At 69.4% G+C, this 22,822-nt stretch carries 23 protein-coding genes; 14 read left to right on the top strand and 9 right to left on the bottom strand.

Translation table 11 applies throughout. From position 1 onward, the window contains the following. Positions 1-107: 107 nt before the first annotated feature. The 13 genes from ACGTNF_RS10425 to tatC all read left to right on the top strand — a co-directional run bounded on the left by ACGTNF_RS10425 (position 108) and on the right by tatC (position 12,633). Positions 108-2,336, top strand: coding sequence for a primosomal protein N' (locus tag ACGTNF_RS10425; RefSeq protein ID WP_394601653.1), 2,229 nt, complete (start codon positions 108-110; stop codon positions 2,334-2,336). A gap of 138 nt (positions 2,337-2,474) precedes the next feature. Then, positions 2,475-4,160: an arginine--tRNA ligase gene (gene argS / locus ACGTNF_RS10420; RefSeq protein ID WP_394601652.1), complete on the top strand. Its 1,686-nt coding sequence runs from the start codon at positions 2,475-2,477 to the stop codon at positions 4,158-4,160. A gap of 3 nt (positions 4,161-4,163) precedes the next feature. Beyond that, positions 4,164-4,886, top strand: a complete 723-nt coding sequence (locus ACGTNF_RS10415) for an SPOR domain-containing protein (protein ID WP_394601650.1) — start codon at positions 4,164-4,166, stop codon at positions 4,884-4,886. 193 nt (positions 4,887-5,079) lie between these two features. Continuing rightward, complete coding sequence (hslV, locus tag ACGTNF_RS10410; protein ID WP_016853485.1) at positions 5,080-5,598, top strand: ATP-dependent protease subunit HslV; 519 nt, start codon at positions 5,080-5,082, stop codon at positions 5,596-5,598. Between the two features lie 2 nt (positions 5,599-5,600). Next, a complete protein-coding gene (gene hslU, locus ACGTNF_RS10405; RefSeq protein ID WP_394601649.1) occupies positions 5,601-6,923 on the top strand; it encodes an ATP-dependent protease ATPase subunit HslU in 1,323 nt (440 codons plus the stop codon). A 93-nt stretch (positions 6,924-7,016) separates the two neighbouring features. After that, a complete protein-coding gene (locus ACGTNF_RS10400; RefSeq protein WP_016853483.1) occupies positions 7,017-7,400 on the top strand; it encodes a gamma-butyrobetaine hydroxylase family protein in 384 nt (127 codons plus the stop codon). Between the two features lie 374 nt (positions 7,401-7,774). Then, positions 7,775-8,530: a bifunctional demethylmenaquinone methyltransferase/2-methoxy-6-polyprenyl-1,4-benzoquinol methylase UbiE gene (gene ubiE / locus ACGTNF_RS10395; RefSeq protein ID WP_016853482.1), complete on the top strand. Its 756-nt coding sequence runs from the start codon at positions 7,775-7,777 to the stop codon at positions 8,528-8,530. Positions 8,531-8,537: 7 nt separating this feature from the next. Next, a complete protein-coding gene (locus ACGTNF_RS10390) occupies positions 8,538-9,179 on the top strand; it encodes a ubiquinone biosynthesis accessory factor UbiJ (RefSeq protein ID WP_394601647.1) in 642 nt (213 codons plus the stop codon). After that, positions 9,176-10,798 carry a ubiquinone biosynthesis regulatory protein kinase UbiB gene (ubiB, locus tag ACGTNF_RS10385; RefSeq protein WP_394601645.1) on the top strand — a complete coding sequence of 541 codons (1,623 nt, stop codon included), beginning with the start codon at positions 9,176-9,178 and terminating at the stop codon, positions 10,796-10,798. Before ACGTNF_RS10390 ends, ubiB begins: the two co-directional genes overlap by 4 nt. Positions 10,799-10,826: 28 nt before the next feature. Next, a complete protein-coding gene (locus ACGTNF_RS10380; RefSeq protein WP_016853479.1) occupies positions 10,827-11,162 on the top strand; it encodes a phosphoribosyl-ATP diphosphatase in 336 nt (111 codons plus the stop codon). 44 nt (positions 11,163-11,206) lie between these two features. Beyond that, positions 11,207-11,461, top strand: a complete 255-nt coding sequence (gene tatA / locus ACGTNF_RS10375; RefSeq protein WP_394601644.1) for a Sec-independent protein translocase subunit TatA — start codon at positions 11,207-11,209, stop codon at positions 11,459-11,461. 6 nt (positions 11,462-11,467) lie between these two features. After that, the gene (gene tatB, locus ACGTNF_RS10370; RefSeq protein WP_152479745.1) at positions 11,468-11,872 is read left to right on the top strand and encodes a Sec-independent protein translocase protein TatB; all 405 of its coding nucleotides are present in this window, start codon (positions 11,468-11,470) and stop codon (positions 11,870-11,872) included. Next, the gene (gene tatC / locus ACGTNF_RS10365) at positions 11,869-12,633 is read left to right on the top strand and encodes a twin-arginine translocase subunit TatC (RefSeq protein ID WP_394601643.1); all 765 of its coding nucleotides are present in this window, start codon (positions 11,869-11,871) and stop codon (positions 12,631-12,633) included. The genes tatB and tatC overlap by 4 nt, the downstream gene beginning before the upstream one ends. Positions 12,634-12,723: 90 nt before the next feature. Here tatC and elbB read toward each other — a convergent pair whose 3' ends face one another. Beyond that, complete coding sequence (elbB, locus tag ACGTNF_RS10360) at positions 12,724-13,383, bottom strand: isoprenoid biosynthesis glyoxalase ElbB (protein WP_394601642.1); 660 nt, start codon at positions 13,381-13,383, stop codon at positions 12,724-12,726. Between the two features lie 340 nt (positions 13,384-13,723). On the opposite strand from elbB, the gene ppk1 reads away from it, so the two are divergent. Beyond that, a complete protein-coding gene (gene ppk1 / locus ACGTNF_RS10355; protein WP_394601640.1) occupies positions 13,724-15,928 on the top strand; it encodes a polyphosphate kinase 1 in 2,205 nt (734 codons plus the stop codon). 84 nt (positions 15,929-16,012) lie between these two features. Here the strand turns inward: ppk1 and ACGTNF_RS10350 are convergent, their stop codons facing one another. The 8 genes from ACGTNF_RS10350 to rho form a co-directional block, all read right to left on the bottom strand. Continuing rightward, on the bottom strand, positions 16,013-17,077 hold the full coding sequence (locus tag ACGTNF_RS10350) for a 3-deoxy-7-phosphoheptulonate synthase (RefSeq protein ID WP_394601639.1): 1,065 nt from the start codon (positions 17,075-17,077) through the stop codon (positions 16,013-16,015). A 5-nt stretch (positions 17,078-17,082) separates the two neighbouring features. Next, on the bottom strand, positions 17,083-17,247 hold the full coding sequence (locus tag ACGTNF_RS10345; protein WP_394601638.1) for a hypothetical protein: 165 nt from the start codon (positions 17,245-17,247) through the stop codon (positions 17,083-17,085). A 134-nt stretch (positions 17,248-17,381) separates the two neighbouring features. Continuing rightward, positions 17,382-17,528: a hypothetical protein gene (locus tag ACGTNF_RS10340; protein ID WP_394601637.1), complete on the bottom strand. Its 147-nt coding sequence runs from the start codon at positions 17,526-17,528 to the stop codon at positions 17,382-17,384. Positions 17,529-17,617: 89 nt separating this feature from the next. Then, positions 17,618-17,746 carry a hypothetical protein gene (locus ACGTNF_RS10335; protein ID WP_016853471.1) on the bottom strand — a complete coding sequence of 43 codons (129 nt, stop codon included), beginning with the start codon at positions 17,744-17,746 and terminating at the stop codon, positions 17,618-17,620. Between the two features lie 75 nt (positions 17,747-17,821). After that, the gene (gene folM / locus ACGTNF_RS10330; protein ID WP_152479748.1) at positions 17,822-18,535 is read right to left on the bottom strand and encodes a dihydromonapterin reductase; all 714 of its coding nucleotides are present in this window, start codon (positions 18,533-18,535) and stop codon (positions 17,822-17,824) included. Further along, positions 18,532-19,317: an FAD-binding oxidoreductase gene (locus tag ACGTNF_RS10325; protein WP_394601635.1), complete on the bottom strand. Its 786-nt coding sequence runs from the start codon at positions 19,315-19,317 to the stop codon at positions 18,532-18,534. The genes folM and ACGTNF_RS10325 overlap by 4 nt, the downstream gene beginning before the upstream one ends. After that, the gene (gene ubiD, locus ACGTNF_RS10320) at positions 19,314-20,807 is read right to left on the bottom strand and encodes a 4-hydroxy-3-polyprenylbenzoate decarboxylase (protein WP_394601633.1); all 1,494 of its coding nucleotides are present in this window, start codon (positions 20,805-20,807) and stop codon (positions 19,314-19,316) included. Before ubiD ends, ACGTNF_RS10325 begins: the two co-directional genes overlap by 4 nt. Before the next feature lie 314 nt (positions 20,808-21,121). Next, positions 21,122-22,381: a transcription termination factor Rho gene (gene rho, locus ACGTNF_RS10315; RefSeq protein WP_394601632.1), complete on the bottom strand. Its 1,260-nt coding sequence runs from the start codon at positions 22,379-22,381 to the stop codon at positions 21,122-21,124. Between the last annotated feature and the right edge of the window lie 441 nt (positions 22,382-22,822).

The following is a 22,822-nucleotide window of genomic DNA, read 5'->3' as shown; positions in this document are numbered from 1 at the left end:
CATGCCAGGCACCGCATACGGGTTGTCTGAACGTTCAAACCGGGCGCCGCCCCACCTAGGGTGACGCGGCGGCCGAGCATTCTAGCAGAGCCGCCTCCGGAGGCCAATTGTCCGTTTCCTCCCCCGCCGTGCTGGGCATCGCCGTCCCCTCCCCGCTTCGCCGACTGTTCGACTATCGCCCCGCCGGCGCCCCGCCGGAAGGCGGCTGGCAGCCGGGGCTGCGCGTGCGAGTGCCCTTCGGCCCGCGCCGGGTGGTCGGCGTGGTGGTGGAGTGCCGCGACGACAGCGACCTGCCGCTGGACAGGCTCAAGCCGATCGAGGACCGCCTCGACGACGCCCCCCTGCCGGCGGACTGGCTGTGGCTGTGCCGTTTCACCGCCCGCTACTACCAGCATGCGCCCGGCGACACCCTGCATCATGCGCTGCCCGCGCTGCTGCGCCAGGGACGCGCCCTGGAGGCCCGCACCCGGGAGCGCTGGCAGGTCACCGAGACCGGCGCCGGCGAGACGCCGGAGAGCCTCGGCCGGGCGCCGCGCCAGGCCGAGCTGCTGACCATGCTGTGCCAGCATCCTCACGGGCTGCTCGCCCAGGCCATCCTCGCCCAGTCGTTCACCCGCCCCCAGCTGCAGGCCCTGGAGAAGAAGGGGCTGGTCACGCGGCGCGAGGAGCCGCGCACCGGCCCCGCCGAGGCCGGCGGCCCGCTGCTGGCCGAGCCGGTGCTGCCGCTCAACCGCGAGCAGGCCGCCGCCCTGGCCACGCTTCACGAGGGCCTCGACGCCTATCATCCCTGCCTGCTGCACGGCGTCACCGGCAGCGGCAAGACCGAGGTCTACCTGCAGCTGATCGAGGCGGTGGTCGGCCGCGGCCGCCAGGCCCTGGTGCTGGTACCCGAGATCGGCCTGACGCCGCAGACCCTGGCGCGCTTCAAGCGCCGCTTCCGGGTGCCGGTGGTGGCGCTGCACTCGGGGCTCACCGATCACGAGCGGCTCGACGCCTGGGAAGCCGCGGCCAGCGGCCGGGCGCCGATCGTCATCGGCACCCGCTCGGCGATCTTCACGCCCTTGGCCACCCCCGGCGCGATCATCGTCGACGAGGAGCACGACGGCTCCTTCAAGCAGCAGGAGGGGCTGCGCTACCACGCCCGCGACCTGGCCGTGGCCCGCGCCCATCATCACGGCATCCCGCTGGTGCTGGGCAGCGCCACGCCGTCGCTGGAGACCCTGCACCGGGCCCAGAACGGCGACTACCGCCACCTGCGCCTGACCCAGCGCGCCAGCCGCCACGCGCCGGCGCGCCTGGAACTGGTCGATCTGCGCGGCCGCACCCGCCGCGGCGGGCTGATTCCGCCGGTGCTCGAGGCCGTCGAAGAGACCCTGGCCGCCGGCCATCAGGTACTGGTGTTCATCAACCGCCGCGGCTTCGCCCCGACGCTCAGCTGCCACGCCTGCGGCTGGCTCGCCGAGTGCGACCACTGCGACGCCCGCCTGACCCTGCATCGCCAGCCGCCGCTGCTGGCCTGTCACCACTGCGACCAGCGCCGCGCCCTGCCCGACGCCTGCCCCGACTGCGGCAGCGCCGACCTGCGCCCCCTGGGCAGCGGCACCGAGCGCACCGAGGAGACGCTGGCCGAGCGCTTCCCCGACGTGCCGGTGCACCGCATCGACCGCGACAGCACCCGGCGCCGAGACGCCCTGGAACAGACCCTGACCGAGGTGCGCCGCGGCGAGCCCTGCCTGCTGGTCGGCACCCAGATGCTGGCCAAGGGCCATCACCTGCCCCACGTCACCCTGGTGGTGGTGGTCAACGCCGACGCCGGCCTCTATGCCAGCGACTTCCGCGCCCTGGAACACAGCGCCCAGCTGCTCGAGCAGGTGGCCGGCCGCGCCGGGCGCGCCGCCCATCCGGGCCGCGTGCTGGTGCAGACCATGCACGCCGACGACCCGCACCTGCGCCTGCTCTCGGCCCGCGGCTACGACGCCCTGGCCGAGCAGCTGCTGGAGGAACGCCGCGTCGCCGCCCTGCCGCCGTTCCGCTTCCTGGCGCTGCTGCGCCTGGAGGGCGCCCAGGAGGCGGCGGTCACCGAGCTCGGCGGCCGCGCCGCCGAGGCGCTGCGCGAGCACCTCGAGGCGCGCGAGCTGGACGTGGACTGCCTGGGCCCGGTGCCGGCGCCCATGGAACGCCGCCAGAACCGCTATCACCTGCAGCTGATGCTCTCCGCCGAGAAGCGCAGCCGGCTCCACGAGGCCGGCGCCTGGCTGGCCGCCTGGCTGGAGGCCGAACCGGCGGCGCGGCGGGTGCGCTGGTCGCTGGACATCGACCCCCAGACGCTGAGCTGACGGCATCTAAGGCCCGTGGCGCGCCGGCGCCGCGGCCGGCCCGGGGTTTAAAGCCCGCGCGCAATTGTCGATAATGTGCGGCCAAATGCCCGCCGACGGGCGTTCGACCCGCCCGCGCCACAGGACATCAGATTCCCCATGAAAGACACCATCATCTCCCTGCTGGAGGGCGCCCTGGACGAACTCAAGCGCCAGGACGTCCTGCCCTCCGAGCTCGCCCCGACCATCAAGGTCGACCCGACCAAGGACAAGGCCCACGGCGACTACGCCACCAACCTGGCGCTGATGCTGGCAAAGCCCGCCGGTAGGAAGCCCCGCGAGCTGGCCGAGGCCCTGGTCGAAGCGCTGCCGGCAAGCGACGCCGTGTCGAGGGTCGAGATCGCAGGCCCCGGCTTCGTCAACTTCTTCGCCGCCACCGACGCCGCGGCCCAGGTCATCCGACAGGTGCTGGACCAAGGCGACACCTTCGGCCGCAGCCTCAGCGGCCAGGGCCAGAAGGTGCAGGTGGAGTTCGTCTCCGCCAACCCCACCGGCCCGCTGCACGTCGGCCACGGCCGCGGCGCGGCCATCGGCGACAGCATCTGCCGCCTGCTCGAGGCGGTGGGCTATGACGTCACCCGCGAGTTCTACTACAACGACGCCGGCGCCCAGATCTCCAACCTGGCGCTCTCGGTGCAGGCCCGCGTAAAAGGCCTCGACCCCGAGGACGACGGCTGGCCGGCCGACGGCTATCGCGGCGGCTACATCATCGACGTGGCCAACGGCTACCTGGCCGGCGACACCATCCACGCCGACGATCGCCACGTCACCGGCGCCGCCGACCCGGACGACCTGGACGCCATCCGCGAGTTCGCCGTGGCCTACCTGCGCCGCGAGCAGGACCTCGACCTGCGCGCCTTCGGCGTCGAGTTCGACGTCTACTTCCTCGAGTCCTCGCTGTACCGCGACGGCAAGGTGGCGGCCACCGCCGAGCGCCTCGCCGAGAAGGGCCACACCTACGAGCAGGACGGCGCCACCTGGCTGCGCACCACCGACTTCGGTGACGACAAGGACCGGGTGATGCGCAAGCAGGACGGCCACTACACCTACTTCCTGCCCGACGTCGCCTATCACCTCGACAAGTGGCAGCGCGGCTTCACCACCGTGATCAACGAGCAGGGCGCCGACCACCACTCCACCGTGACCCGCGTGCGCGCCGGGCTGCAGGCGCTGGAGGCCGACATCCCCCAGGGCTGGCCCGACTACGTGCTGCACCAGATGGTGATGGTCACCCGCTCCGGCGTGGAGGTGAAGCTCTCCAAGCGCGCCGGCAGCTATGTCACCGTGCGCGACCTGATCGACGAGGTCGGCCGCGACGCCACGCGCTTCTTCCTCGCCGCACGCCGCGCCGACTCCCAGCTGACCTTCGACATCGACCTGGCCCGCTCGCAGTCCAACGACAACCCGGTCTACTACGTGCAGTACGCCCACGCCCGCGTGTGCAGCATGCTGCGCAAGGCCGAGTCGCTCGAGCAGCCGTTCGACCACGGCCAGGCCATGGACCACCTGGCGCGCCTCGAGGCCGAGCAGGAGAAGGCGCTGATGAACCGCCTGGCCCGCTACCCGGAGGTGGTGGCCCACGCCGCCGCCAGCCGCGAGCCGCAGCAGATCGCCCAGTACCTGCTCGATCTCGCCGCCGAGTTCCACACCTGCTACAACGCCGTCAAGGTAATGGTCGAGGACGATACCCTGCGCAACGCCCGCATGGCGCTGTTCCTGGCCGCCCGCCAGGTGCTGCGCAACGGCCTGGACCTGATGGGCGTCGGCGCCCCCGAGGAGATGTAAGCCATGGCCAGCCGCAAGCCCGCCGACAACAGCCGCAAGCGAGGCGCCACCAGCTCCCGGAAGCGCCCCGCCAAGGCACCGGCGCCGCGGCGTGGCGTGCCCGGCTGGCTATGGGGCCTGACCGGCCTGGTGGCCGGCTTTTTGATCTCGCAGCACCAGCACGGCACCGCCCCCTGGCAGGACGGCCCGGCCTCGCCGGCGCCGCTGACCGCCGGCGAGCCCCAGGGCCAGTCCGGCGGCCAGGCGCCGGCGGACGACGAGCCGCCGATGCCGACCTTCGAGTTCTACACCCTGCTGCCGGAATCCGAGGTCATCGCCCCAGGCGAGCAGGCGGCCTCCTCCACGGCCACGCCGCCCCCGCGGCCCGCCGAGGACGATGACGAGGAGGACGATTCGAGCACCGAGTCCGTCTCGGCCGACGACCCCATCGCCCAGGTGATCGCCGCCAACAGCGCACCGGCCGAGGACACGACGCGCAACGCCGAGGACGGCAAGCGCTATGTGCTGCAGGCGGCCTCCTTCCGCCAGGCCGGCGACGCCCGGCAGCTGGCCGGCCGGCTCAAGGACTTCGGCCTGCTGGCCAACATCAGCGAGGTCCAGACCGGCAACGGCGCGACCTGGCACCGCGTCCAGGTCGGCCCCTACCAGGACCGTCGCGAGCTGTCCCGGGCCCGCGACCTGATGTCCACCCAGGGCATCGAGCCGCTGCTCATCCAACTGCAGTGACGCGCCACGCTTGAATTCCGGCCCCGGCGCCCACACCTCCCCAGTAGCTCATGCACGGCGCCGCCTCTCGCGGCGCCGCAGGGGAATCGCCGGCACGAACCGGCGAGCGGTGCGACATGCCTCGCCCGCGCCCCTTGTTCCGCCATTCCAAAGTCATCGGGAGCCGAACGCTCCCACAAGGAGAGTCCCCTCCATGACCACGATCGTATCCGTGCGTCGCGGCGACCAGGTGGCGCTGGCCGGCGACGGCCAGGTGTCGCTGGGCAACACCGTGATGAAGGGCAACGCCAGCAAGGTGCGTCGCCTCTACCGCGGCCAGGTGCTGGCCGGTTTCGCCGGCGGCACCGCCGACGCCTTCACCCTCTTCGAGCGCTTCGAGGCCCAGCTCGAGAAATACCAGGGCCATCTGACCAAGGCCGCCGTGGAGCTGGCCAAGGAATGGCGCACCGACCGCGCCCTGCGCCGCCTCGAGGCGCTGCTGGCCGTGGCCGACAAGAACGCCTCGCTGATCATCACCGGCAACGGCGACGTGGTGGAGCCCGAACGCGGCATCATCGCCATCGGCTCCGGCGGCAACTTCGCCCTGTCCGCGGCCCGCGCCCTGCTCGAGAACACCGAGCTGTCGCCCCGCGAGATCACCGAGAAATCGCTGGAGATCGCCGGCGACATCTGCGTGTTCACCAACCACAACGTCACGCTGGAAGAGCTCTGATCATGACCCAGATGACCCCGCGCGAGATCGTCCACGCCCTGGACCAGTACATCATCGGCCAGCAGGACGCCAAGCGCGCCGTGGCCGTGGCGCTGCGCAACCGCTGGCGCCGCATGCAGCTCGACGACGAGCTGCGCCAGGAGGTCACGCCCAAGAACATCCTGATGATCGGCCCCACCGGCGTGGGCAAGACCGAGATCGCCCGCCGCCTGGCCAAGCTGGCCCGCGCGCCCTTCATCAAGGTCGAGGCCACCAAGTTCACCGAGGTGGGCTACGTCGGCCGCGACGTCGAGTCGATCATCCGCGATCTCACCGAGGCCGCCATCAAGCTGGTGCGCGAGCAGGCCAAGGAAGAGGTCGGCCATCGCGCCGAGGACGCCGCCGAGGACCGCATCCTCGACGCCCTGCTGCCGCCGCCCCGCGGCCAGGAGAACGAGCCGCGCACCGAGAACGCCACCCGCCAGTCGTTCCGCAAGAAGCTGCGCGAGGGTCAGCTCGACGACAAGGAAATCGATATCCAGGTCACGCCCCAGGGCCAGGGCATGGACATCAACACCCCGCCGGGCATGGAAGAGATGACCAGCCAGCTGCAGAACCTGTTCTCCAGCATGGGCAAGCAGCAGACCGAGACCCGCCGGGTGGCCGTGAAGGACGCCTTCGCGCTGCTGCGCGACGAGGAGGCCGGCAAGCTGGTCAACGAGGACGACATCAAGAGCCGCGCCATCGAGGCGGTCGAGCAGCACGGCATCGTGTTCCTCGATGAGCTCGACAAGGTCGCCAAGGGCAGCGCCAACTCCAGCGGCGGCGAGGTCTCCCGCGAGGGCGTGCAGCGCGACCTGCTGCCGCTGATCGAGGGCTCCAGCGTGTCCACCAAGTACGGCATGGTGAAGACCGACCACATCCTGTTCATCGCCTCCGGCGCCTTCCACCTGGCGCGCCCGTCGGACCTGATCCCCGAACTGCAGGGCCGCCTGCCGATCCGCGTCGAGCTCGACGCCCTGACGCCGGACGACTTCAAGCGCATCCTCACCGAGCCGTCCGCGGCGCTGACGCGCCAGTACCGGGCGCTGATGGCCACCGAAGGCCTGGACGTGACCTTCACCGACGACGGCATCGCACGCATCGCCGAGATCGCCTGGAAGGTCAACGAAGGCACCGAGAACATCGGCGCCCGTCGCCTGCATACCGTGATGGAGCGCCTGCTCGAGGAGGCCTCCTACCAGGGCGGCGACCTGGGCAGCCCGCTGACCATCGACGCCGCCTACGTCGACGCCCAGCTCGGCGAGCTGGCGCTGGACGAGGACCTGTCGCGCTACATCCTCTAAGCGCGACGCGAAAAGGCGATCGCATGGGGAGGGAGACCCGACCTCCCTCCCCCTCGCGCCACGCATCCCTCGGACATTTCACCGGAGGTGCCCATGTCCGCCCCGATTCCCACCCGAGTGCACTACCACAAGCAGGCCCGCGAGCTGGAGCTGACCTATGAAGGCGGCGAGAGCCACCGGCTGTCGGTGGAGTACCTGCGCGTCTTCTCCCCTTCCGCCGAAGTGCGCGGCCACGGTCAGGGTCAGGAGACCCTGCAGGTCGGCAAGAAGCACGTCGGCCTGGCCAACATCACCCAGGCCGGCCGCTACGCGCTCAAGCTGCACTTCGACGACGGCCACGACAGCGGCCTCTACAGCTGGGACTACCTGCACGAGCTGATCGAGCACCGGGAGGCCAACTGGGCCGACTACCTGCAGCGACTCGAAGACGCCGGGGCCTCGCGGGAAGCGCTAGGCATCGAGATCAAGCAACTCTAAGTGTCGGCACGGCTCCAGGGGCATCCCAAGATAGTCGGGGCTGACCCGCCGAAAGGGCCTTCGAGGGGCGCTATGAACCCATCCCTGGGCGCTACTTTGGCCCTGCTTCGCTCCCTCATCCCGCTACGCTTGCAGGACCGGTGCTGGCCCTCCATGGCCAGCCCGTTCGGCGAATTCGCCTCACCCATGGCCAAAAACCCCCTCTACGCCCCTTTCGCGGCGCCCCTCTGTGCAGCGTCACCGAGCGGATCGGCACTCTGCCAACCGCCTCCGCCGTCAAGACAAGGCCCCCCGGGGGGCGCTACAATGCGGCCCAACACGCGGGGCCGTCGGCCTCGCCCCCATTGTGCAGCTGACCCGGGAGCCTCCCTCGCATGACCCCCAGCGACAAGCGCACCACACACTTCGGTTACCAGGAAGTTCCGGTCGATGAGAAGGCCTCCCGCGTGGCCGACGTCTTCCACTCGGTGGCCGCCCGCTACGACGTGATGAACGACCTGATGTCGTTCGGCATCCATCGGGTGTGGAAGCGCCTGACCATCGAACGCGCCGGCGTCCGCCCGGGTCACAGCGTGCTCGACATCGCCGGCGGCACCGGCGACCTGACGCTGAAGTTCTCGCGACTGGTCGGTCCCCGAGGGCGCGTGGTGCTGGCCGACATCAACGAATCGATGCTGCGGGTCGGCCGCGACAAGCTGCTCGATCGGGGCGTCGGCGGCAACGTCGAGTACGTCCAGGCCAACGCCGAGACCCTGCCCTTCCCGGACAACACCTTCGACTGCATCACCATCGCCTTCGGCCTGCGCAACGTCACCGACAAGGACGCCGCGCTGCGCTCCATGGCGCGGGTGCTCAAGCCCGGCGGCCGGCTGCTGGTGCTGGAGTTCTCCAAGCCCGACAACGCGCTGCTGAGCCAGGCCTACGACCAGTATTCCTTCCGCCTGCTGCCGCGCATGGGCGAGCTGGTGGCCGGCGATGCCGAGAGCTACCGCTACCTCGCCGAGTCGATCCGCATGCACCCCGATCAGGAGACCCTGAAGGGCATGATGGAGGCCGCCGGCCTGGAGCGGGTCGAGTACACCAATCTCACCGGCGGCATCGTCGCCCTGCACCGCGGCATCAAGCTGTGAGGACGAGATGGCGCTAACACCGACCCTGCTGCTGGGCGGCCTCGAACGCAGCCTCAACGCCCTGCTGGCCCGCGACCCCGCCGCGCCCGCGAGGCTCTCCCGCCTCGCCGGCCAGCGCCTGCTGGTGCGTCTCGAGGGCTCGCCGCTGGCCGTGGCCATGGCCTACCACACCCAGGGCGTGGACCTGATGCGCCCGGACGACGAGCCAGAGAACGCCTTCGACGCCGTCGTCGAACTCGACCCCGAGACCCTGGGCGAGCTGCTCGGCGGCGCCTCGGTGGAGCGGCTGATGTTCCAGGGCAAGCTCGCGGTGCGCGGGCATATCCCGCTGCTCGAGGCGACCCGCGACCTGCTGCTCGACCTCGACCTGGACTGGGAGGGCGAGCTGGCCCATTGGCTCGGCGACGTGCCGGCCCACAGCCTGGCCGAGGGCATGCGCAGCCTCGGCCGCTGGGGCCTGCGCACCCGCCAGGAGCTGTGCGCCGACGTCTCCGAGTACGTCTTCGAGGAGGCCCGCCTGCTGCCCGGCCGCCATCAGTTCGAGGGGCTGCGCGATCACCTCACCGAGCTGGAGATCGCCACCGACCGCCTCGAGGCGCGCCTGGACCGCCTGCGCCGCCGCCTCATCTCGGCGGGAGACGGCGCATGATCCGGCGGCTCGCGCGCATCGCCTGGGTGGTCACCCGCTATCGCCTGGATACCCTGATTCCCCACGAGCGGCTACCCTGGTGGCTGCGCGGCCTGCTCGCCCTGTCGCCGCTGCGGCTGGTGCCGGTGGGCCAGCGTCCGCGCGGCGAGCGGCTGCGCCTGGCGCTGGAGAGCCTGGGGCCGATCTACGTCAAGTTCGGCCAGGTGCTGTCGACCCGCCGCGACCTGTTCCCCGACGACATCGGCAACGAGCTGCGCCGGCTGCAGGATCAGGTGCCGCCCTTCCCCGGCCACCTGGCCCGCGGGCTGGTCGAGGAAGAGCTCGGCATGTCGCTGGACGAGGCCTTCTCGGAGTTCTCGTCCGAGCCGCTGGCCTCGGCCTCGGTGGCTCAGGTCCACGCCGCCCGGCTGCCCGACGGCGAGCAGGTGGTGGTCAAGATCATCCGCCCCGGCATCGAACGCGTGATGCGCCAGGACATGGCGCTGATGTACCGGCTGGCCGCGGGCCTGGCGCGCATCCCCGAGGCCCGCCGGCTGCGCCCGGTGGAGGTCGTCCGCGACTACGAGTCGACCCTGTTCGACGAGCTCGACCTGACCAAGGAAGCCGCCAACACCTCCCAGCTCAAGCGCAACTTCAAGGGCTCGCCGCTGCTGTTCGTGCCGACCATCCACTGGGCGCTGACCCGCCGCCGGGTGATGGTCCAGGAGCGCATCCACGGCATCCCGGTGGCCGATCTCGAGGCCCTCGAGGCCCAGGGCACCGACCTGCGCCGGCTGGCCGAGCGCGGCGTGGAGATCTTCTTCACCCAGGTGTTCCGCGACAACTTCTTCCACGCCGACATGCACCCGGGCAACATCTTCGTGTCCCGCGAGACGCCCTGGAACCCGCAGTACATCGCCATCGACTGCGGTATCGTCGGCAGCCTGACCCGCGAGGACCAGGACTACCTGGCGCGCAACCTGCTGGCCTTCTTCCATCAGGACTACTACGAGGTGGCGGCGCTGCACATCGAGTCGGGCTGGGTCAGCGAGGACACCCGGGCCAACGAGTTCGCCGCCGCGGTGCGCACCGTGTGCGAGCCGATCCTCGAGAAGCCGCTCAAGGACATCTCCTTCGGCCAGGTGCTGCTGGGCCTGTTCCAGACCGCCCGGCGCTTCAACATGGAGGTCCAGCCGCAGCTGGTGCTGTTGCAGAAGACCCTGCTCAACATCGAGGGCCTGGGGCGCCAGCTGTACCCGGACCTCGACCTCTGGGCCACCGCCAAGCCCTACCTGGAGGACTGGATGAAGGAGCGCGCCGGCACCCGCGGGCTCTGGGAGTCCATGAAGCGTCAGGCCCCCGAGCTCTCGCGACAGCTGCCGGAGCTGCCGGTGCTCGCGCACCAGGCCCTGGCCCGGGCCGAACACGGCCATCAGCAGCGCCAGCGCCAGAGCGAGGCCATCGGTGCCATCCAGCGCCGCCTCGAGGGTCAGGGCAGGCGCCAGCGCCGCCTGCGCCTGGGGCTCGTGATCGTGGCGGTGGCACTCGCCTGGCAGCCGCTGGTCCAATGGGCAGACGGCCAGCCCTGGCCGGTGCTGGGGGCGGTGGCCATCGGCGCGGCGCTGCTGGCCTGGAACTGATTCACCCACTGCAACGGAAACGTCTCATATGAGCGATATTCTCGACCGCCTCGACGAGGTCCTGACCAGCCGCCGCCAGGCCGCTCCCGACGACTCTTACGTGGCCAGCTTGCATCACAAGGGCCTGAACAAGATACTCGAGAAAGTCGGCGAGGAAGCCACCGAGACGCTGCTGGCGGCCAAGGACGCCGAACAGGGCGACGAGGCGGCGCGCCAGGCGCTGGTTGCCGAGACGACCGACCTGTGGTTCCACAGCCTGGTGATGCTGTCGCACATGGGGCTGAGCCATCGCGAGGTCCTCGACGAGCTGTCCCGACGCTTCGGTCTGTCCGGCCACGACGAAAAGGCCGCGCGGCCCCGATAAGACAACGACGCCGATCTCCGGCGCAGCAACCTGAGGTATACCCTATGTTAGGCGGCATCAGTATCTGGCAACTCCTGATCGTCCTCGGCATCATCATCCTGATCTTCGGCACCAAGAAGCTGCGCAACGTCGGCGGTGACCTCGGCGGCGCGGTCAAGGGCTTCAAGAAGGCCATGGGCGAGGAAGAGAAAAGCGACGAGAGCGACAAGCCCCAGGCCCAGGTGCGCCACGACGACGAAGGCCGGACCTACGACGTCCATGCCGAGCGCAAGGCCGAGGAATCGGAAGAGCGCAAGTAAGCCGCCATGTTCGACATCGGCTTTCTCGAACTCCTGTTCATCGGCGTGGTCGCCCTGCTGGTGCTGGGCCCCGAGCGTCTGCCCAGGGCCGCCCGCACCGCCGGGATGTGGATCGGTCGTATCAAGCGCACGGTCTCCGGCATGCAGCGCGAGATCAACGCCCAGCTCGAGGCGGAGGAGCTGCGCCAGAAGCTCAACGAGCAGCAGAAGAAGCTCGACGAGGGCCTCGACCGGGTCAAGCGCGACGTCGAACGCTCGGTGGAGACGCCCGGCGAGCGCGGCACCGGCGCCGCCCCCCGGGAACGCGCCGAGGCCACGCCCGAGCGTCGCCTCGACGATGCCCTGGGTCGCGCCCGCCGTCAGACCGATGACTCCGACGCCGACGCCCACGAGGACGCCTCTTCCCGATGAGCCAAACCGACGACTCCCAGGGGCCGGGCCATGCCCCGCTGATCGAGCATCTGGTCGAGCTGCGCTCGCGGCTGCTGCGCGCGGTGATCGCGATACTCGTGATCTTCCTCGGCCTCTACGCCTTCGCCAACGACATCTACGCCTTCGTCGCCGAGCCGCTGATGGCACTGCTGCCGGAAGGCTCGCGGATGATCGCCACCGAGGTGGCCTCGCCGTTCCTGGCGCCCTTCAAGCTGACCCTGGTGGTGGCGGTGTTCATCGCCGTGCCCTTCGTGCTGCATCAGGCCTGGGCCTTCATCGCCCCGGGGCTGTACGACAACGAGAAGGCGCTGGCGCTGCCGCTGCTGGCCTCCAGCGTGGCGCTGTTCTACGCCGGGGCCGCCTTCGCCTACTACGTGGTCTTCCCGCTGCTGTTCCAGTTCTTCACCCAGACCGGGCCGGAGGACGTGGCGGTGATGACCGACATCAACCAATACCTCAACTTCGTGCTCAAGCTGTTCTTCGCCTTCGGCGTGGCCTTCGAGATCCCGATCGCCACCTTCCTGCTGATCCTGAGCGGGGCGACCACGGTGGAGAGCCTGTCGAAGAAGCGCCCCTACGTGGTGCTGGGCTGCTTCGTGGTGGGCATGCTGATGACCCCGCCGGACGTGGTCTCCCAGAGCCTGCTGGCGGTGCCGATGTACCTGCTCTACGAGGTCGGCCTGCTGTTCGGCCGGTTGGTGCGTCGCAGGCGCGACCGGGACGCCGCCGACGAGGAATAAGCCGCGAGCCGCACATCGCCCGGAGCAAAAGAAACCCCGAAGGCCTGGGCCTTCGGGGTTTCTTGTCGCCCGGCACTCGTAGCTCGGCGCTTACAGATCCATCATCTCGTCGATGCGATCCACCAGCTTGAAGATGCCGGTCGCCGCCTCGCCGAGGCGGGTGGCCAGCATGTAGGCCGGGGTGGTGACCACGCGGTTGTCGAAGTCGACCACGATGTCCTCCACGCCGCAGCTGCGATGCAGCCCCCCCATGCTGCTGATGGCGCCCGCCACGCCCGGGTCGTGACCGATGGTCACGGCGATGCCCGGCCCCAGCAGGCGCGGCACCATCACCGGCGCGATGCACATCAGGCCGATCGGCTTGCGCTCCTCGTGGAACTCGGCCATGGCCTCCACCAGCCCCTCGTGAATCACCATGTCGGCGCCGGCCACGGCGAAGTTGGAGAGATTCTTGGCCGCCCCGAAGCCGCCGGGCAGGATCACGGCATCGAACTCGTCGGCCTCCAGCTCGGCCAGCGGAGAGATCTCGCCGCGCGCCAGGCGCGCCGACTCGACCAGCACGTTGCGGCGCTCCCCGGCCGCCTCGCCGCTGCGGTGATCGACCACGTCATGCTGGTCGATGTCCGGGGCGAAGCAGCGATAGCCGATGCCCAGCTGATCCAGGCGCAACAGGGTCAGGGTGGTCTCGTAGATCTCAGAGCCATCCTGGACACCGCATCCCGACAGAATGACCGCCACCTGCTTGCTCATTATGCGTCTCCTTGTGCGCCCCCCGCCGGTCGTCGACGGGGCCGATGAACATGAAGCCACCACTTTAGAGAGTCCCCGTAAGCGCGACAAGGCGCGTCTTTCGGCGTCGAAGCGTGCTGATATACTCAGGACATCGCCCCCCGGCGGAGGGCTGTCATCATTCTGTCATTTATGGGCACCAGACTTGCCACGGCGGCCGAGCCCGGCCCCGCCTGCCCCTGATCGTCTCCCGCAACAGGCGATGCATGACGCCTCCCGGCGCCACGGGCAGGACGGCATCATGAACGATAACGCCCGGCGAGCGACGCGGCCGCCCGCGGGCCGACGACAGGGTACTTCCATGGACGACTCACGTAGCCCCGACACCTCGATTACCTCCGAGCCCGCCGCGACAGGCGAGCCCCAGAGCGAGATGCCCGCCCCGCGCATCAACCAGACGCGCACGGGGATCAAGCCCAAGGCGCTGCCGGACCCCGAGGCCGACCTCGCAGATCCCGGGCTCTACTTCAACCGCGAGCTCTCGCACCTGCAGTTCAACGTGCGGGTGCTGGAACAGGCCCTGGACGAGGCGCACCCGCTGCTCAACCGGCTGATGTTCCTGCTGATCTTCTCCTCGAACATGGACGAGTTCTTCGAGATCCGCGTGGCCGGCCTGAAGAACCAGATCATGGTCGGCGACGCCTCCTCAGGCGCCGACGGCCGCTCGCCGCGCTCGGTGCTGAGCGAGATCTCGCAGATCGCCCACGAGCAGGTCGATCGCCAGTACCGCATCCTCAACGACACCCTGCTGCCCGCCCTCGAGGGCCAGGGCCTGCGCTTCCGCCGCCGCGGCGACTGGAGCGAGGCCCAGCGCACCTGGGTCAAGGCGTACTTCGAGAGCGAGATCATGCCGGTGATCAGTCCCATCGGCCTCGATCCCTCGCACCCCTTCCCGCGCCTGGTCAACAAGAGCCTCAACTTCATCGTCGAGCTCGAGGGCAAGGACGCCTTCGGCCGCGAGGGCGGCCTGGCCATCCTGCCCGCCCCGCGCTCGCTGCCTCGGGTGATCGCCCTGCCCGACGAGCTCTGCGAGGGAGGCTTCACCGAGTACGTCTTCCTGTCGTCGATGATGCACGCCCACGCCGAGGAAGTGTTCCCCGGCATGAAGGTGAACGGCTGCTACCAGTTCCGCCTGACCCGCAACGCCGACCTCTCGATGGACCCCGATGACGTCTCCGACCTGGCCTCGGCGCTGCGCGGCGAGCTGCTCTCGCGCCGCTACGGCAGCGGCGTGCGCCTCGAGGTCGCCAACAACTGCCCGGAAGAGCTGACCGAGTTCCTGCTCAAGCTGTTCAAGCTCGAGGGGGCCGACCTCTACCGGGTCAACGGCCCGGTGAACCTGACCCGCATGATGTCGGTGCTGGGCGAGGTGGAGCGCCCGGAGCTGTGCTACCGCGCCTTCACCCCCGGCCTGCCCAAGGCGCTGCGCAAGCGCGACAGCGTGCTGCAGGCCATGGCCGAGCAGGACATCCTGCTGCACCACCCCTTCCACTCCTTCTCACCGGTGGAGGAGATGTTGCGCGAGGCCGCCCGCGACCCCGAGGTGCTGGCCATCAAGCAGACCCTCTACCGCACCGGCGCCGACTCCCCCATCGTCAATGCCCTGGTGGAGGCCGCCGGCAACGGCAAGGAAGTCACGGTGGTGATCGAGCTGCGGGCGCGCTTCGACGAGGCCGACAACCTGGCCCTGGCCTCGCGGCTGCAGGAGGCCGGCGCCATCGTCATCTACGGCGTGATGGCCTACAAGACCCACGCCAAGATGATGCACATCGTGCGCCGAGAGAAGGGCCAGCTGCGCCACTATGCCCACCTGGGCACCGGCAACTACCACTCCAAGACCGCCAAGCTCTACACCGACTACAGCCTGCTGACCGCCAACCCGGTGCTGTGCGCCGACGTGCACAAGGTCTTCCAGCAGCTCTCGGGCATGGGCCGGGCGCGCCAGATCGAGAAGCTGCTGCACGCGCCCTTCACTCTTCACGAGCGACTGGTGGCGATGATCGATCGCGAGGCCGAATTCGCCCGCAAGGGCAAGCGCGCCCACCTGATCATCAAGTGCAACTCGCTGACCGAGCCCAAGCTGATCCAGGCCCTCTACCGGGCCTCCCAGGCCGGCGTGGAGTGCGACCTGATCATCCGCGGCATGTGCTGCCTGCGCCCCGGCCTGCCCGGCATCTCCGAGACCATCCGGGTGCGCTCGATCATCGGCCGCTTCCTGGAGCACACCCGGGTGTTCCACTTCCACAACGACGGCAAGCCCGAGGCCTGGGGCTCCAGCGCCGACTTCATGGCCCGCAACATGTTCCACCGGGTCGAGACCTGCTTCCCGCTGCTCGACAAGAAGCTGGCGGCCCAGGTGCGCAAGGACCTGGAGACCTACCTGGTCGACAACTGCCAGAGCTGGCTGCTGCAGCCCGACGGCACCTACATCAAGCAGGCCCCCGGCGACGCCGCGCCGATCAGCGCCCAGGAGACGCTGCTCTACGCCTACGCCGCCCACGCCTGACGCGATCGATCGAGGCGACAATGCAAAGCGCCTCCCCGGTCCGCCGGGGGAGGCGCTTTTGCGTGCGCGCGTGTCGCGTCGGGCTCAGGCGTCGCGCAGGCGCTCCGCGGCCGTGGTCAGCAGATGCTCGGTGGTGTCCCAGCCGATGCAGGCATCGGTGACCGAGACGCCGTGGCGCAGCGCGCCCGGCACCAGCGGCTGCTTGCCCTCGTGGAGATGGCTCTCCAGCATCAGCCCCGCCAGCGAGGCATCGCCGGCCAGCCGCTGGTTGAGGACGTCGAGCATCACCTCCCTCTGGCGGCGATGATCCTTCTGCGCATTGGCATGGCTGCAGTCGACCATCAGCCGCGGGTTCTGGCCGGCGTCCTCCAGGGTCCGGCGCGCCGCCGCCACCTGGGGCGCGCGGAAGTTGGGCTCGCCGTGGCCGCCGCGCAGTACCGCATGGGTATGCGGATTGCCGGGGGTCTCGCACATCTCGGGCCGGCCGTCGGGGCCCATGGCGAAGTGCTGGTGCGGATGGGCGGCGGCGCGCATGGCATCCACCGCCACCTGCAGGTCGCCGCTGGTGGCGTTCTTGAAGCCGACCACCGCTTCCAGGCCGCTGGCCAGCTCGCGATGCAGCTGGGACTCGGTGGTGCGGGCGCCGATCGCCACCCAGCTCAGCAGGTCGTCGAGGTAGGGCGCCAGCATCGGCTGCAGCAGTTCGGTGGCCACCGGCAGGCCGAGGCCGGCGATCTCGCGCATCAGCGAGCGGGAGAGCTCGAGGCCGCGGGCCAGGTCGCCACTGCCGTCCAGATCCGGGTCGTAGGCCAGGCCCTTCCAGCCGACGGTGGTGCGCGGCTTCTCGACGTAGACGCGCATCACCGGGAGCAGGCGATCCTCGACCCGCGGCGCCAGCTCGGCCAGGCGGCGAGCGTACTCGAGGGCGGACTCGGGGTCGTGGATCGAACAGGGCCCGACCACCACCAGCAGGCGGTCATCGCGGCCGGCGAGAATGTCGCGAATGCCCTGGCGCTGGCCCTCGATGCGGCGGGCCAGGGCCGGCTCGAGCGGCAGGGCGTGGTGGAGCTCGGCCGGCGTGGGCAGCGCGCGGGCGCCGCGGCGGGAGACGGATTCAGCGGTGGTGGCGAGGGAAACGGGGGCATTCATGAGCATCAACTCCGTGAGCGTGAGGGTCGGGACAGGGTCATGCCACCGGCAAGCCCACGGTCGGAGGTGGCGCACTGAGCCGACCGCACGTCGATAAATCGCCAGCCATAGCCATAATAGTCCCGGCCCAGGGTACGGAACTCGGCGTGGTGGCGATCGAATGCGGTCATGAGTGTCTCCTCGAATCTCGAATGCAGCGTGTCAGGCCAGAAACGCAGAACCCCCGGGCGGGGTTGCCGTCCGGGGGTTCTGAGTGTCGGAGGCAACCCTTGGCGGGCGTGCCTCGCGGCGTCGTCCTGTGCGATCAGGACACGGCCGCCGGCACGCCGGCGCTAAACCAGTAGCCCTGCCAATAATAGGCGTCACCGACGACGGCCTCGTGACCACGGGCCATCGCCGCCGGGAAGGCGGTCATCGGGCGGCGCGGGGTCAGGGACGGGCTCGGTGTCATGGGGCGCTCGGTATTTCGCGACGGTTCGCGTGAGGGTGATCCTGAATGTCAGGCTCCATCCTGCCCGCTCCCGGGCCGGATGGCAAGGCTCAGCCGGTGGCGAACCGGATCCAGGCGATGGTGGCCGGCAGGCCGCTCATGCCGACCAGCACCGCCAGCCCCAGGAAGACGGCCAGCAGCCCGCTGTCGTCCTTGACGTCATCGTCATGCTCGGACATGGCACCCTCCTCGCCTCGTCGGGAATACCGCCAGTCTAGGCGGAATGCCGTGCGACGGCGAGCCCTCCCCCGACGCTAGCGGAGATGGCGCCCGCCATCGACCGGCAGGGTGATGCCGGTCACGTAGCGGTTGTCGAGCAGGTAGCGCAGGCTCTGGTGGATCACGCCCGGCCCGGGGATCAGCCCCATGGCCGACTTGGCCCGGGCCTTCTCGGCATAGGCCTCGTCGTCGTCCTCGTTGAGCATGATCATCGCCGGCGCGATGGCGTTGACCTGGATCGACGGCGCGTACATGGCGGCGAACGACAGCGTCAGGTTCTCGAGCCCGGCCTTGGAGGCGGCGTAGGCGGCGTGCTTGCGCGAGCCCTTGGCGGCCACGAAGTCGGTCATGTGCACGATGTCGCGCATCGGCTCGCTGCAGGCCTCGAGCAGCTCGCGGGCGCCGAGGTTGATCAGGTAAGGCGCCAGCATGTGCACCCGGAACAGCCGCTCGAAGTTCTCGCCGGCCTCGGGCCCGGCGACGTCCGGCGCCCAGTCGCTGGCGTTGTGGACGATGGCGCGCAGCGAGGACGTCTCGGCCCTGAGGCGCTCGAGGAAGTCCTCGATACCCGCCTGGCTGTCGAAGTCGGCCTGCAGGGTGACGACGCCGCGGCGCCGCAGCGCCTCGAGGGCCTCGCGCTCGCGGCGGTAGCTGACGATCACCGGATGGCCCTCGTCGACCAGCCGCTCGGCACAGTGACGCCCCAGGCGCTGGGCGCCGCCGGTGATCAGGATCGGCGAGGCGCTCATGCCCGGCCTTCCCTCACCAGGCTGCCCACGGTGGGCACCAGCGGGTCGCGCGGCGCGTAGGCGAAGACGTCGGAGAACACCCGCGACGGCTCGAGCCCCAGCGACGCCAGCACGTCGACGCAGGCATAGACCATGCCCGGCGAGCCGGAGAGATAGACGTCATGGCCGGAGACGTCGACGTCGTCGAGCGCCGCGCCCAGCGCCGCGTCGATGCGTCCGGCATGGCCCTGGACGCGCTCGTCGCCGAAATCGTCGCCCATGCCCTGCTCGCTGACGCCGTGGAAGGTCAGGTTCGGGTGCTGGGACGCCCACTCCCGGGCCAGGCTCTCGAGGTAGAACTCGCGACGCTCCTTGGCCGCCCACCACAGGGCGATCTCGCGCGCCGGGTCGGCGTGGAGTGCCGCCTCGACGATCGCCTTCAGCTGGGCGAAGCCGGTGCCGGCGGCGACCAGCAGCAGCGGGCGGGTGCTGTCCGGGTCGAACACGCAGTCGCCGCTCGGCAGCCGCAGGGTCAGGTGCTGCGCCTCCACCAGCAGCTCGCGCAGCCGCGCCGAGTTGGAGCGCTCCGGCCAGTGCTGGATGTGCAGCTCCAGCCGGCCGTCGCCCTCATGGGCATTGGCGATGGAGAACGGCACCCAGGTCTCGGGGTCGAGCTCCATCTCCAGATACTGGCCGGGCGCGTGGGCCATGGCCTCGGCGCGGCCTTCCAGGCGCACCCGGAAGACGTCGGGGGTGAGGTCCTCGACCTCGACGACCTGGCAGGTCAGGGTCCTTGCCGTCATGAATGCCTCTTGTGGTAATCAGGGGTATCGATGCCCAGCTCGTCCCAGCGCTCGCTGACGCGGGCCTTGACGGCCTCGTCCATGACGATGGGCGTGCCCCACTCGCGATCGGTCTCGCCGGGCCACTTGTCGGTGGCATCCAGGCCCATCTTGGAGCCCAGCCCCGCCACCGGCGAGGCGAAGTCCAGATAGTCGATGGGGGTGTTCTCCACCATCACCGTGTCCCGCGCCGGGTCCATGCGGGTGGTGATGGCCCAGATCACGTCCTGCCAGTCGCGGGCGCTGACGTCGTCGTCGAGGACCACCACGAACTTGGTGTACATGAACTGGCGCAGGAAGCTCCACACGCCCATCATCACCCGCTTGGCGTGGCCGGGATACTGCTTCTTCATGGTCACCACCGCCATGCGGTAGGAGCAGCCTTCCGGAGGCAGGTAGAAGTCGACGATCTCGGGGAACTGGCGGCGCAGGATCGGCACGAACACCTCGTTCAGCGCCAGCCCCAGCACCGCGGGCTCGTCCGGCGGACGGCCGGTGTAGGTGGAGTGATAGATCGCGTCGCGGCGCATGGTCATGCGCGTGACCGTGAACACCGGGAAGGTCTCCACCTCGTTGTAGTAGCCGGTGTGGTCGCCGTAGGGGCCTTCGGGGGCGGTGTCGTCCGGGTAGAGGAAGCCCTCGAGGATGATCTCGGCGGAGGCCGGCACCTCGAGGTCGGCGTGGCCGCACTTGACCAGCTCGGTGCGCGAACCTCTCAAGAGCCCGGCGAAGGCGTACTCGGAGAGCGAGTCCGGCACCGGCGTCACGGCGCCGAGAATGGTCGCCGGGTCGGCGCCCAGCGCCACCGCCACGGGGAAGGGCTCGCCGGGATGCTCGCGACACCATTCCTGGAAGTCCAGGGCGCCGCCGCGATGGGACAGCCAGCGCATGATCAGACGATTGCGCGAGAGCTTCTGCTGGCGGTAGATGCCGAGGTTCTGGCGCGTCTTGTGCGGCCCCTTGGTGATCACCAGCGGCCAGGTGACCAGCGGCGCGGCGTCGCCGGGCCAGCAGTGCTGGATCGGCAGGCGGTCGAGGTCGACGTCGTCGCCCTCCAGCACCACCTCCTGCACCGGCGCGCGCTTGAGCCGCTTGGGGCCCATGCTCATCACCTGCTTGTAGACCGGCAGCTTGTCGAGAGCATCGCGGAAGCCCTTGGGCGGCTCCGGCTCCTTGAGGAAGGCCAGCAGCTCGCCGACCTCGCGCAGCGCGGTGACGGACTCCTGGCCCATGCCCAGGGCGACCCGCTTCGGCGTGCCGAACAGGTTGCCGAGCAGCGGCATGTCGTGGCCCTTGACGTTCTCGAACAGCAGCGCCGGTCCGCCGGCCCGCAGGGTGCGGTCGCAGATCTCGGTGATCTCCAGATAGGTATCCACCTCGGCGGTGATGCGCTTAAGCTCGCCCTGCTCTTCCAGCGCGGCGATGAACTCGCGCAGGTCCTTGTACTTCATGCGGCCTTCCCGTTATCCCGAACGACGCAAAAGGGGCAGCATAGCATGCTGCCCCTTCGGGATGCTGCGCCTGAACCCCCACCCCGGCCGAACGAATCGAAGACGGGAAAGAGCGGCGAGGACCGACGCGCAAGCCCTTAGCCGAGCGCTGATGCAGAGTGAAGCGGCGCGCGGCGCTCGCCAAGGATGGCGAGCGAGCGGTACCCGTGAGGGATTATGTTGTACCGCGACGCGCAGGCCGCAAACGACGCATCAGGGTTTCGCTCGGCGTGGCGCCGGCGGCGGTCCTCGTCGCCCATCAAGGCGGCGTAGCGTCAACGCCGCTTCATGGCCTCGAAGAACTCGAGGTTGGTCTTGGTATCCTTCAGGCGATCGATCAGGAACTCGGTGGCCGCGGTATCGTCCATCGGGTTGAGCAGCTTGCGCAGGATCCACATGCGCTGCATCTCGTCCTCGGAGGCGATCAGGTCCTCGCGGCGGGTGCCGGAGCGACGGATGTTGAGGGCCGGATAGACGCGCTTCTCGGCCAGCTTGCGGTCCAGGTGGGCCTCCATGTTGCCGGTGCCCTTGAACTCCTCGAAGATCACCTCGTCCATCTTGGAGCCGGTGTCGACCAGCGCCGTGGCGATGATGGTCAGGCTGCCGCCTTCCTCGATGTTGCGCGCCGCGCCGAAGAAGCGCTTGGGCTTCTCGAGGGCGTGGGCGTCGACGCCGCCGGTCAGCACCTTGCCGGAGGACGGCACCACGGTGTTGTAGGCGCGCGCCAGACGAGTGATGGAGTCGAGCAGGATCACCACGTCCTTCTTGTGCTCGACCAGGCGCTTGGCCTTCTCGATCACCATCTCGGCGACCTGCACGTGGCGGGCCGGCGGCTCGTCGAAGGTCGAGGCCACCACCTCACCGCGCACGGTGCGCGACATCTCGGTGACCTCCTCGGGCCGCTCGTCGATCAGCAGCACGATCATGTGACACTCGGGATTGTTGCGCGTGATCGAGGTGGCGATGTTCTGCAGCATCAGCGTCTTGCCCGCCTTGGGCGGCGAGACGAGCAGGCCGCGCTGGCCCTTGCCGATGGGGGCGGTCAGATCGATGATCCGCGCGGTGAGATCCTCGGTGGAGCCGTTGCCGATCTCCATGCGCAGCCGTTCCTGGGGGAACAGCGGCGTGAGGTTCTCGAAGAGGATCTTGTGCTTGGCGTTCTCGGGCTTGTCGAAGTTGATCTCGCTGACCTTCAACAGCGCGAAGTAACGCTCCCCTTCCTTGGGCGGACGAATCTTGCCGGAGATGGAGTCGCCCTTGCGCAGGTTGAAGCGCCGGATCTGTGAAGGCGACACATAGATGTCATCGGGGCCGGCCATGTAGGATGAGTCGGCACTGCGCAGGAAGCCGAACCCGTCCTGCAGGATTTCCAGCACGCCGTCGCCGTAGATGGCCTCGCCGCTCTTGGCGTGCTTCTTGAGGATGGCGAAGATGATGTCCTGCTTGCGGGAACGTGCCAGGTTGTCGATGCCCATCTCACGGGCGATCTCCAGGAGTTCCGGCACGGGCTTTTGCTTGAGTTCGGTAAGATTCATCGGTGTGTTCAGAAGTTGCTCGTGAAAGCCGGGCAGTCGTGCGCCGTATGGGAAAAGAGGCGAGACATTAACGCCGCGTGGATGCGTTCAGAGCCCGGACAGGCTGCCTCTCGTCGAATGCGGGTCATGGCCACGGGCGGGCAACCGCTGAGGATGCCGGGCCAGTCTCGGGAGCGAGGGAGCAGGTTCGTTTTCGCCTGAAATCAGCGCAACAGGCCATGGGCCGGGAAGAGGGCTGATTGCAGAGGGCTATCTGACGACTTGGATAACATGACCGTGGCGTGGTTGCCATGCGCGGTCGGGAAGCATTCGGAACAGGCGAACGCCCCGATACTAGTCAAGGGTGACGGGAAACGCAATACCCGCGCCGGCCCCGCCCCGACGCGATTGACAAGCCCGATGGACGACCGCAACCTTTTGGCCAGTCTCCCTGAAGGACCC

The organism is Halomonas sp. B23F22_10 (assembly GCF_043496975.1).
Taxonomy (GTDB): domain Bacteria; phylum Pseudomonadota; class Gammaproteobacteria; order Pseudomonadales; family Halomonadaceae; genus Halomonas; species Halomonas smyrnensis.
Note: the sequence above shows the minus strand (reverse complement) of the source record. Positions and strands in the feature narration are given on the sequence as shown.